This is a genomic window from Inquilinus sp. KBS0705, from assembly GCA_005938025.2.
Taxonomy (GTDB): Bacteria; Bacteroidota; Bacteroidia; order Sphingobacteriales; family Sphingobacteriaceae; genus Mucilaginibacter.
Window position 1 is genome coordinate 1,884,831 of the sequence record VCCI02000001.1, and the last position, 11,309, is coordinate 1,896,139.

The 11,309-nt window shown below is 44.7% G+C and carries 12 protein-coding genes; 8 read left to right on the plus strand and 4 right to left on the minus strand.

Annotated elements, in window-relative coordinates:
* Positions 1 to 78 precede the first annotated feature (78 nt).
* Positions 79 to 1,185: an acyltransferase gene (locus tag FFF34_008230; protein ID TSD67366.1), complete on the plus strand. Its 1,107-nt coding sequence runs from the start codon at positions 79 to 81 to the stop codon at positions 1,183 to 1,185.
* 108 nt (positions 1,186 to 1,293) lie between these two features.
* On the opposite strand, the gene FFF34_008235 is transcribed toward FFF34_008230, so the two are convergent.
* Together FFF34_008235 and FFF34_008240 are read right to left on the minus strand one after the other, a co-directional pair.
* Positions 1,294 to 1,488 (minus strand): cold-shock protein, encoded by a 195-nt coding sequence (locus tag FFF34_008235; protein TSD67367.1) that lies wholly within the window; start codon positions 1,486 to 1,488, stop codon positions 1,294 to 1,296.
* Positions 1,489 to 1,572: 84 nt separating this feature from the next.
* Positions 1,573 to 2,712: a PAS domain S-box protein gene (locus FFF34_008240; GenBank protein ID TSD67368.1), complete on the minus strand. Its 1,140-nt coding sequence runs from the start codon at positions 2,710 to 2,712 to the stop codon at positions 1,573 to 1,575.
* Between the two features lie 453 nt (positions 2,713 to 3,165).
* Here FFF34_008240 and FFF34_008245 point away from each other — a divergent pair, with 453 nt between their 5' ends.
* On the plus strand, positions 3,166 to 3,921 hold the full coding sequence (locus tag FFF34_008245) for a hypothetical protein (GenBank protein TSD67369.1): 756 nt from the start codon (positions 3,166 to 3,168) through the stop codon (positions 3,919 to 3,921).
* On the opposite strand, the gene lysA is transcribed toward FFF34_008245, so the two are convergent.
* A complete protein-coding gene (gene lysA / locus FFF34_008250; GenBank protein ID TSD67370.1) occupies positions 3,904 to 5,115 on the minus strand; it encodes a diaminopimelate decarboxylase in 1,212 nt (403 codons plus the stop codon). The two genes, FFF34_008245 and lysA, sit on opposite strands and share 18 nt — an antisense overlap.
* Before the next feature lie 143 nt (positions 5,116 to 5,258).
* Positions 5,259 to 6,569, minus strand: coding sequence for an aspartate kinase (locus tag FFF34_008255; GenBank protein ID TSD67371.1), 1,311 nt, complete (start codon positions 6,567 to 6,569; stop codon positions 5,259 to 5,261).
* Positions 6,570 to 6,659: 90 nt separating this feature from the next.
* Here FFF34_008255 and FFF34_008260 point away from each other — a divergent pair, with 90 nt between their 5' ends.
* The 6 genes from FFF34_008260 (at position 6,660) to FFF34_008285 (ending at position 11,242) form a co-directional block, all read left to right on the plus strand.
* A complete protein-coding gene (locus FFF34_008260) occupies positions 6,660 to 8,069 on the plus strand; it encodes a phosphoglucomutase/phosphomannomutase family protein (GenBank protein ID TSD67372.1) in 1,410 nt (469 codons plus the stop codon).
* Positions 8,070 to 8,344: 275 nt separating this feature from the next.
* On the plus strand, positions 8,345 to 8,872 hold the full coding sequence (locus FFF34_008265; protein TSD67373.1) for a sigma-70 family RNA polymerase sigma factor: 528 nt from the start codon (positions 8,345 to 8,347) through the stop codon (positions 8,870 to 8,872).
* A complete protein-coding gene (locus FFF34_008270; protein TSD67374.1) occupies positions 8,853 to 9,122 on the plus strand; it encodes a hypothetical protein in 270 nt (89 codons plus the stop codon). The genes FFF34_008265 and FFF34_008270 overlap by 20 nt, the downstream gene beginning before the upstream one ends.
* A 14-nt stretch (positions 9,123 to 9,136) precedes the next feature.
* Complete coding sequence (locus FFF34_008275) at positions 9,137 to 9,829, plus strand: ATP-dependent Clp protease proteolytic subunit (GenBank protein TSD67375.1); 693 nt, start codon at positions 9,137 to 9,139, stop codon at positions 9,827 to 9,829.
* Between the two features lie 190 nt (positions 9,830 to 10,019).
* Positions 10,020 to 10,496 (plus strand): N-acetyltransferase, encoded by a 477-nt coding sequence (locus tag FFF34_008280; protein ID TSD67995.1) that lies wholly within the window; start codon positions 10,020 to 10,022, stop codon positions 10,494 to 10,496.
* Positions 10,497 to 10,666: 170 nt separating this feature from the next.
* Complete coding sequence (locus tag FFF34_008285) at positions 10,667 to 11,242, plus strand: transposase (protein TSD67376.1); 576 nt, start codon at positions 10,667 to 10,669, stop codon at positions 11,240 to 11,242.
* The last annotated feature ends 67 nt before the right edge of the window (positions 11,243 to 11,309 follow it).

Sequence of the window (11,309 nt, forward strand, 5' to 3'; positions counted from 1 at the left end):
ATGTATAACCTGACAGGGCAGCTATGCTATTTTTTTATAATTTGCGGCGGCACCATCGTTTATACAGCCAATTTATTAATGAATAATAACCAGCTGGCTACCAAGCCGCACTACCCTATATTAGACGGCCTGCGCGGTGTGGCGGCAATTATTGTGGTTACCTTTCACCTGGTAGAGCCATTGGCTACCAGCCATGCAGATATCCTTGTTAACCATGGTTACCTGGCTGTAGATTTTTTCTTTTTATTATCCGGTTTCGTTATAGGTTATGCTTATGACGACCGTTGGAATAAGATGACCGTCGGCAGTTTTTTTAAACGCCGTGTAAAGCGGCTGCAACCTATGGTGGTTTTGGGGATGACCCTTGGGGCAATCGGTTTTTATTTTACCGATTCGACACTGTGGCCGCTTATTCATACCATCCCTGTATGGAAAATGCTGCTGGTGATGCTTGTTGGGTACACCATATTGCCTGTGCCCCTATCGCTTGATATACGTGGCTGGCAAGAGATGCACCCGCTTAATAGCGTGGGCTGGTCGTTATTTTTTGAATACATCGCCAACATCCTTTATGCTATCTGGATCAGAAAATTCTCAAAAACGGCATTAAGTATTTTAGTAGTTATTGCCGCCATTGCGCTTGCGCACCTGGCCACCACAAATGGCGAAGTAAGCGGTGGCTGGACATTGAACTTAGAACAGGTACGCATTGGCTTTACCCGCACCATGTATCCTTTTTTCGCGGGCTTGCTGCTATCGCGTGCAGCAAAACCAACGCAAATTAAAAACGCCTTTTTGTGGTGCAGCCTTTTGGTAGTTATAGTACTTTATATGCCCCGCATTGGCGACGCCACACATTTTTGGATGAATGGGGCTTATGAAGCTGCCTGTATCATCATCGTGTTCCCGTTTATTGTATACCTTGGTGCCGGCGGCGTGTTGCAAACACAAACGGAGCAAAGAGTATGCAAATTTTTAGGTGATATATCTTACCCCCTTTACATGGTACATTACCCCCTTGTGTATTTTTATGTTGCCTGGGTTAGCAACCATAAAGGGGTAACCTTAGCCCAGGCATGGCCCTATGCCTTACTTATTTTAACCGGTAGTATTGCTTTGGCCTATGCCGCCTTAAAATGGTACGATGAGCCGGTTAGGAAATGGTTACGTACAAAGCTGGCGTAGTAGCTTAACTCATTTTGGGGAATTAGACTCGTAAAATGCACTTCATAAAAAAAGGGCTAACTCTTTCGAGATAGCCCTTTTTTGTACGCTTAGTGGATTAATATATAATTAAACAACTTTTACATTTACCGCGTTTAAGCCTTTTCTTCCGTTTTCTACTTCAAACTCTACTTTATCGTTCTCACGGATCTCATCGATTAGGCCTGTTGAATGAACAAATACGTCTGCGCCGCCACCGTTTGGTGTGATAAAGCCAAAGCCTTTTGTTTCATTGAAAAATTTTACTGTTCCTTCTTTTTGCATTATTTTATTTATTAAAGCGCGCAAGGTAGGTATAATTATCCACATTAACGTATGTTGATAACCAAGACGCTAAAAAAATAGCTTTTAGGCTACAATTGCCAGGTGGCGGCCATGCAGGGTATTTTCCGAATCTTTAACTATACCGCGTATTTTTTCGTCGAGTTCGTTTACGGTAATTTCCATCATATCCATATAATTAAAACTGATGTTTTCCATCCGTATCAGGTCCATTATACCTAACAACGATGCTACTGGGCGGCGCAGCTCGTGCGATTGTATCATGGCAATACGCTGTAAGGCATCATTTTGTACGTTAATGTAGGCTTCCTGCTTTTTATGGTGGGTAACATCGGTTGAGTTTAGGGCCACGCCTATTACTTCGCCGGTGTTGTTTTTTACGGGGATAAAGCTGGTTGCTTTCCAACAGGCATAAGGTGTGCCTGCCATCATCATCCACTCGCGTTTAATGGTGCGGCCGCCTAAAGCTACGTTAAAGTATTTTTTAAACTGGTTAAGTATATCCGGGTCTGTAAAATCTAAAATAGAATCGCCCTCGGTTAATTTGTGGCTATAAGTATTACGGATAAAAGTTGCTGCCGATCTGTTATAAGCCAGCACCTCGTAGTTTTTATTCACTAATACGTGCGTATCAACCGAGCTATCAAAAATGGCCTTCAGTTTTAACTGCGATTCGCTTATGGCAATATTTTGTTCGTGTTCTCTTTTGTGTTGTGCAGCAAGGTTGCTCATGCTCCAGTTAAACTCTACCAGGTTTATAACTTGTTTAGCCATAACCAGCATCGATTTTTTCTGATGTTCGGTCAGCTCCCTCGGCTGCATATCTATCACGCACAAACTGCCAATGGCATAACCATCTTTTGTTGTAAGGGTTGCACCTGCATAAAAGCGTACATGAGGCTCGCCGGTAACCAGCGGGTTGGTATTGTAGTTATCGTCAGCTGCAAGGTCGGGTATAATAAGTAAACCGTCCTGCTCAATGGTATGGTTACAAAACGACACGCTTCTGTCGGTACAATCCACCTCGGTACCTACCGAAGCTTTAAACCATTGGGTGTCTTTATCAAGCAAGGTAATAAGGGCAACGGGTGTATTACATATTTCGGCAATTAGCGATACCAGTTCATTTAAATCATTAGTAATACCAGCATCAAGGTGCTTAAACCTGTTAACAGCATTAAGGCGTTCTTGCTCTGTATATTTCATTTATGATGGATGGTAAAAAGGTGGTATACTTAATTATTTATTATAAAATAACGGCAACAAACAAGTTTATTTGCCAATAAATTACCATTAATGTACCTGTTATAGTTATTTAATGGTGTTAAACTAATTACGAAATAATACAACTGCAAGTTTTTAACGACTTTAAAAATAATAAAAAAAATAAACCCCTAAGTAAAAAACTTAGGGGTTATGCTAAAAGTATACCACACATACATCAACCACAAGCATGTGCTTTAACTGTTTAGCCGTTGTTTAGCTATTAACCCCAATTGCTTTATCTCAAAAAAAAGCAAAGGCAGTTTTATATACGTATTATATTACCATGCAGATTTACAATACTTTAAATAGTTTTTATTGTAGCGCCCCGGCATACTTTACCGTAATGGTTTTTAGCAAAATTTAATAAATTTAACCACCTAAACTTTAAACCAATTGAAAAAAACCCACCTGATTGCGGGCCTGCTGCTAAGCATGGCCGTATCATCATGCAGCGAACGCTTTTATGGCCCGGCTTTGTACCAAAACGACGTGCAGCAAATGATAAAGCCACATTCAAAAGATTCGGTTAAAACAAGGCTGTATGGATCGGGCACCTTATTAATGCACGATAATATGTTTAACCAAACAGATGATACCAAAGCGGGCTTATTAAATATATACCGCTCGCATACGGTGCCCCATTTCAATTTTAGCTACGGTGTGTTGGGCTTTGCAGGCACTTACAAAGAGCAGGTAAGCGCAAAACCGGCAGTTTCTAATAAAGCGTTTACAGGGTTTGGCTTTAACGGCTCGGCATCGTACTATGTAAGTACTAAAAAAACAGATTGGCGGCTGATTGGTGTTGATATGGTGTACACCCAAGAAGGTGGCGACTACCTGGCATACCGCCGCGCTGTTGCAAACCAGCCCGATGTTTACAGCGCTACACAGGCGGGAATGTTTAGCTATGGCATATTCAGCGAGATGCTCATCAGGCTGAATAAAGATGTAAATATTGGAGCAAAGCTGTTTATTAATAAAACAACAGGGCAGCTGGTTAAAAAAGATACTTATAACTATTACGGTGCTTCCACATCGGGCGCAACCATTTCCCTGGGTTATAAAATGCTTACAGGCTATTTAACTTCGGCAACAAGCAGTAACCTTTCGGGCGGCTCGGTGCAGGTTGGTTTAGCCTGCCGTTTCTGAGTAAACCGATGGCGCGTGGTCGCGCAGGTTATAACCCGATGCCATTACCTCGCCGTAAGCGCCAGCGGTACGTATAGCTATCAGGTCGCCACGGAACGATTGCGGCAGATCAACATCCTTACGGAAACAGTCGGTGCTTTCGCATATAGGGCCTACAACGTCGTATTTAATTTCGGATTTCGAATGTTCAATTTCGGATTTATCCGCTATTGACTTTTGACTTTCAACTTTTAACTTTCCACTTAAATTCTCTATCACATGATACGCCTGGTAAAGCATTGGGCGCATTAGTTCCGTCATACCGGCATCCAGTATCAGGAAGTTCTTTTTTTGGCCGTTTTTAACGTACAGCACCCTTGATATCAGCGAGGCCGATTGCGCCACCAAGGCACGCCCAAGCTCGAAGTGTACCTCCTGCCCCGGCTTAACGTTTAAAAACTGGCTAAAAACTTTAAAATAGCTTTCAAAATCGGGTATGGCATTGGTATCTGGGTTATAATAGTCAACCCCCAGGCCACCGCCTGTATTTAATATTTTTATGGCAAAGCCGTGGTTTTCAAACCAGTCCTGCATTTCGTTTATGCGGATGCACAGGCTGCGGTAAACCTCCATGTCGGTTATCTGCGAACCAATGTGGAAATGAATGCCTAAAAATTTAAGGTTGGCGCATTTGCGCAGCATATCTACCACATCATTTAACTGCCAGGTGTTTATGCCGAATTTATTCTCGTCGAGCCCGGTAGTAATATAGTGATGGGTATGCGCATCAACATTAGGGTTTATGCGTATGGCTATGCCGGCAACCTTACCTTTTGCTTTGGCCAGGTCGTTAATGATCTCCAGCTCCTGCACCGATTCTACGTTAAAACAAAATATATCGGCATCCAGCGCGGCGTTTATCTCCTTGTCAGATTTACCTACACCGGCAAATACCACCTTGCCTTTATCAAAGCCATGCTCAATGGCCGATTTTACCTCGTTACCGCTCACACAATCGGCCCCAAACCCGTACGACTGTATAGTACTAACCACTTTTGTATTAAAGTTGGCCTTCATGGCGTAATGCACATGAAAACCGTACTTATCGGCCGCCGTGCGGCAGGCATTAAGCGTTTGCTGCAATGCATTAAGGTCGTAATAGTAAAATGGGGTTTCTAAATCGGTGAAACGCTGTATGGTATCGGTATTAAACATTTTCTTTTATCAAATCATTATTAACCACGTCATTGCGAGGAGCGATAGCGACAAAGCAATCTCAGAACTATGCCTATTGGATATGCCCATCGGGAGATTGCTCTCCGTTAGCCAACGGATCGCAATGACACTTTGTTAAAAGCCTAAAACAACCTGCTGTGCAGGCTTCTCAGCACCTCCACCTTATCGGCGTTTTTAACCAGCAGGCTCATGTTATGGTCGCTGCCGCCGTAGGATATCATCCTAACGGGGATATGTTTAACCGCTTCCAGCACGCGGGCGGCATAACCATGCTTTTCGGCGCCAAAATCGCCAACCACGCAAATAATAGTATGGTTAGTATCTACATCAACGGATCCAAACGCGGCAAGCTCTTGCTTTATCTCTTCAATATAAGTGGTATCGTCTATAGTTAATGATACCGCCACTTCGGATGTAGTGATCATATCTATCGAGGTGCGGTAACGCTCAAATACCTCAAACACACGGCGTAAAAAACCATGCGCCAACAGCATGCGGCTGCTTTGTATTTTAATGGCTGTAATGCCATCTTTAGCGGCTATCGATTTTATCCTGTCCTTTTCGCTGGTATTGGTTATCAGCGTACCGGCAGCCTGCGGGTCCATTGTGTTTAGCAAACGCACGGGTATCTTATACTTTTGCGCCGGGAACACACTTTGGGGGTGCAATATTTTGGCACCAAAGTAGGCCAGCTCGGCGGCCTCGTCAAACGATAGCTGGGCAATAGGTTTGGTATTGCTTACAATGCGCGGGTCGTTATTGTGCATGCCGTCAATATCGGTCCATATCTGCACCTCTTCGCTGCGTATGCCCGCCCCAATTAACGATGCGGTGTAATCGCTGCCGCCACGGCGAAGGTTATCAATTTCGCCAAAAGCATTGCGGCAAATAAAGCCCTGGGTTATAAACAGGTTTACATCGGGGTGCTTATCCAGCAACGGGGGCAGTTCGGCAGTGATATGGTCTACAATGGGTTCGCTATCCTCATCGGTCTTCATAAAATCAAGCGCCGGCAATAAAACCGATGGTACGCCAATTTCTTTCAGGTAAATGTGGTATAGGGTTGTTGATAGCAGTTCGCCCTGTGCCAGTATAATTTTATCTTCTATCGGTGTAAAAAGGTCGTTAGCTAAGCTGCTTAACAGTTTAAAATGATAGTCTATAACTTCTTTACCCTGGTCGTAAAACTCGGGTTTGGCCAGCAATTCCTTTATAAAAACCTCGTATTTATCTTTAAGCGCGCTAATAAGAGCGGCAGCTTTTGGTTTATCGCCGGCAAGGTAAGCCTGCCCTATTTCTACTAAATTATTGGTAGTGCCCGATACTGCCGACAGCACCACTATTTGCCTTTCGGCAGGATTTATTATATCCAGCAGCTTTTGCATACGGGCGGGACTACCGACCGATGTTCCGCCAAATTTTAAAACTTTCATTATTTGTTTCCGTTTACCATAAATGATTGATATTCTTGTATCAATATTGAGGCGCTAAAAATAGGATTTTAAACCACTTATCTCTCTAAAATGATCAAAATAAAATTTGGCACTGATGGCTGGAGAGCTATCATAGCAGATGACTTTACCCTTGAGAATGTAAAACGCGTTGCTTATGCAACCGCATTATGGCTAAAACAAAACTTTGATAACCCATCGGCAGTGGTAGGCTGCGACCCGCGTTTTGCAGGCCCTATGTTTGCCGATGCTACTGCCTGCGTACTGGCATCGCAGGGTATCAAGGTGTTCCGTGCCGAAAACTTGTTCGTATCTACCCCTATGATATCTTTAGGCACCGTGCGTAAAGAAGCTTCGGCAGGTATTATTATTACCGCAAGCCACAACCCGCCTGCCTATAACGGTTATAAAATAAAAGCCTTTTATGGCGGCCCTGCTACCCCGGATGATATTGAAAAGGTAGAAAGCCAGATACCCGATACCATAGACCTAAAACTAAAATCGATCACCGATTACCAGACAGAAGGCCTTGTGGAGTACATCAACCTGGAGGATATGTATGTGGAGCATGCCGAAAAAAGCTTTGATATACCGGCCATACGCGACAGCGGTTTGCAATGGGCCTACGATGGTATGTACGGTGCCGGCCAAAATGTAATGCGCCGTATGTTCCCCGATATTACCTTTTTGCACAGCGATTATAACCCCGGCTTTGACGGCCAGGCACCCGAGCCTATACAACGCAACCTGCAGGAGTTTGAGCAACTGATAAAACTATCTGAAGGCGAAATTGCATCAGGTTTGGTTACCGATGGCGATGCAGACCGTATTGGTTTATACGATGCCGACGGTACGTTTGTAGATTCGCACCATATATTGCTGCTGCTGATACATTACATGAACAAGGTTAAAGGCGAAACCGGCGAGGTTTACTCTACCTTTTCGTGTACCAGCAAAATACAAAAGCTGTGCGATGCCTACGGATTAAACAATACCGTTACCAAAATTGGTTTTAAATACATATGCGACCTTATTGTTAACTCGGGCAAACCATTTATGGTGGGTGGCGAGGAAAGCGGCGGTATCGCGGTTAACGGCCACATACCCGAGCGCGATGGCATTTGGATAGGCCTGATGATATGGGAGTTTATGGCCAAAACCGGCCGCAGCTTAAGCGACCTGGTACAGGAAATATACAAAGTAGTAGGCAAATTCGCGGTTGAGCGTTACGACCTGCACGTTACCGAAGAGAAAAAGCAAGCTATTATTAGCCGTTGTAAAGGCGGTGTTGATAGCTTTGGCAGCCTTAAGGTGGTTAAAACCGAAGACCTTGACGGCTTTAAATTCTTCTTTGAAGACGAAACCTGGGTGATGATACGCCCATCGGGTACCGAGCCTGTACTGCGCGTATACGCCGAGGCACCATCAACTGCTGAATCATTCAAGATACTGGATATTGTTAAGGCAGATCTGCTTAAATAACAGATTACTGCACAACCAACACAAAAAGGCTTGCTTCGGCGGGCCTTTTTGTGTTTAATTACCATATTCGTGTGTTTCTGCATCCTTTTAATTCTTTGTAAAAAATTCAAACACAAAGTACGCTGAGGAGGCGCAAAGTGCACAAAGAGAACTTTCTGAGTATTGTTGGGCTCTGGGCTGCTTTGTATCTCTGTGTTAAGATAAATCGCATTTTTATTTTTAATTTCACGGTGATATATCGCCCCTAAACTGCACATCCTATTAAACGCTAAGCTATGGTAACCGATAACACATCCGCCCAAAGAGAAAAGCTGATAATGGAGTTGTATAAAAGCACCTTCCCGGTGGTGGCGCGGCATGTAGCCAAAATGGGTGGCAGCTTTGATGATGCCCGCGATGTTTTCCAGGACGCGCTGGTGGCGTATTACGAAAAGGTAGTTAACGCCAATATACCCGTGCAGAACGATAAAGGTTATTTAATGGGCATTGCTAAGCACCTATGGCTTAAAAAGATTAAGAACGGTCAGGGCAATTTACCGCTAACAGATAGCATGGATATGGCCGATGAACCTGAGCAAAACCCATCATCGGCCAAAGTACTGCACTACCTGCAAAGCGCCGGCAAAAAGTGTATGGACCTGCTGAGCGCCTTTTATTACGACAAGCTGCCCATGCACCGTGTAGCCGAATTGTTTGGTTACTCGGGCGAGCGCTCGGTGACCGTGCAGAAGTATAAATGTTTAGAGAAAGTACGCGAAACAGTAAAACAACAAGCATTAGTTTATGAGGACTTTATTGACTGAAACCGCCGAAATAGACGCGCACCTGCACAACACCCAACAGCCCGGCGATGCCTTGCTTTTTGAGGCGCGGTTGATCCTGTCTCCAGAGCTAAGGGAGAAGGTGCAATGGCAGCAGCAAACGCTGGCGCTGGTGCAGCAATACGGCCGTAAGCAACTGCGTACACAAATACAGGATGTGCACCGGCAGCTGTTCAGCCTACCGCAGCACCAAAGTTTCAGGGAAAAAATAATGCGCCTGTTTAACCGCTAAAACAAACAAATTTTATGGAAATGGATAAAAACGAGTTCCGCAAATACGCGGTGAGGCACCGCCGTGTCAATTCTTTAGCACTGGATAGCTTTATAGGGCAGGTAAATACCCACACGCTACCCACTGGCATGACGCCCAATATACTGGAAGAGCGCCAGTTGAACATATCGCAGATGGACGTATTCTCGCGCCTGATGATGGACCGCATCATCTTTTTAGGCACCGCGGTTGACGACCATGTAGCCAACATTATACAGGCACAGCTGCTTTTTTTGCAGTCGGCCGATGCCAAGCGCGATATACAGATATACATTAACTCGCCCGGCGGTTCGGTATACGCCGGTTTGGGTATTTACGATACCATGCAATTTATACAGCCCGAGGTGGCTACCATTTGCACCGGTATGGCGGCTTCTATGGCATCAACCCTGCTGTGCGCCGGGGCCAAAGGCAAGCGTGCCGCCCTGCCCCACTCGCGGGTAATGATGCACCAGCCATCGGGCGGTGCGCAAGGCACCGAAGCCGACATTGAAATAGCCGCCCGGCAAATAGCCAAAATGAAAGGCGAACTATACGAAATAACCGCCAAGCACAGCGGCCAAAGCTACGAGACCGTGCACCGCGTAAGCGACCGCGACCACTGGATGATAGCCGCAGAAGCACTGGAGTTTGGTATGATAGATGAGATTTTGGGGAGCAGTAAATAACCGACATGTCATTGCGCGGAGCGATAGCGACAAAGCAATCTCCGCGCTTTTCATGAACGCTTTTGTGTTAAGGAGTTTGCTACTCCGTTAGCCAACGGATCGAAATGACGGTTGCTTATAAATCGCTTCTTGCTCCACCCATTTAATTATCTTTACCTGTATGGATGCCACACCTGTTACCATAAGGGATATGACCGAAGCCGACCTGCCCCTTGTGCTGGATATTTATAATGATGTAATACTGCATACCACCGCGGTTTACAGCGAGCAGCCGCATACACTGGCTATGCGCCAAACCTGGTTTAACGAACGCAAGGCGGCTGGCTTTCCATTGATCATCGCGCAACAGGGCGATACCATTGCAGGCTTTGGCACCTACGGGCAATTTAGGGTATGGCCCTGTTACCGTTTTACTGCCGAGCACTCCTTATATGTGCATCGCGATTATCGAGGGCTGGGCATCAGCAAAATCATCCTGCAAACACTTATAGACCGCGCACGGCAAGCGGGTATGCATGCCTTAATTGCTGGTATAGACAGCGAAAATCCTGTTAGCCTGCAATTGCACCTAAGCTTTGGGTTTGAACAAGTAGCGCATTTTAAACAGGTAGGCTTTAAGTTTAACCGCTGGCTCGATCTTAAATTTTTGGAGTTGCTGTTGGATTAGCAGAGCGCAATCCGCGAAACAAAATTACCTCGGGGATTGCAAATCCCCCAATGTTAGGTGCCGAATTATAAATCCGGACCAACACTATTAAACTACGTTAGTCCGGATTTGCAATCCGGTCTTAAAAGCTGCGGATTTGCAATCCGCGAAACAAAAACATATTTTTAAACATGGGCTTTAAGTATCGTATAACATCTACCGACGAATTGTATTTTTTAACATTGACCGTTGTAGACTGGGTTGATGTTTTTACCCGTAAAGAGCTTTGCAATGACCTAATCACATCTTTAAAATATTGCCAACAGCACAAAGGATTGGTTATATATGCATGGTGTCTTATGCCCAGCCATCTGCATTTGGTAGTATCGGTTATGCCTGGACAGTATACGCTATCTGACGTAATGCGAGATTTCAAGAAGTTCACATCAAAAAAAATGATCGAATCCATCAACGAAATTCCCGAAAGCCGCCGCGAATGGCTATTAAGACATTTTAGTTTTGCCGGCAAATACGACCCCAAGATAAAAAATTACAAATTTTGGCAAGAAGGGTTGCATCCAATTGAATTAAGTTCGGGCAAATTTATTGAACAGAAGATAAATTATATACACGAAAACCCGGTAAGTACCGGAATAGTTTATCAAGCTGAAGATTACGTTTTAAGTTCTGCTGCACAGTATGCAGGCGCATACAATGCATTACTGGAAGTGACAGTTATAGAAGATATCAATACAGAGGTAAGATAACCCTCGGGGATTGCAAATCCCCCAATGTTAGGTGCCGGATTATAAATCCGGACCAACGGGGGGTGCC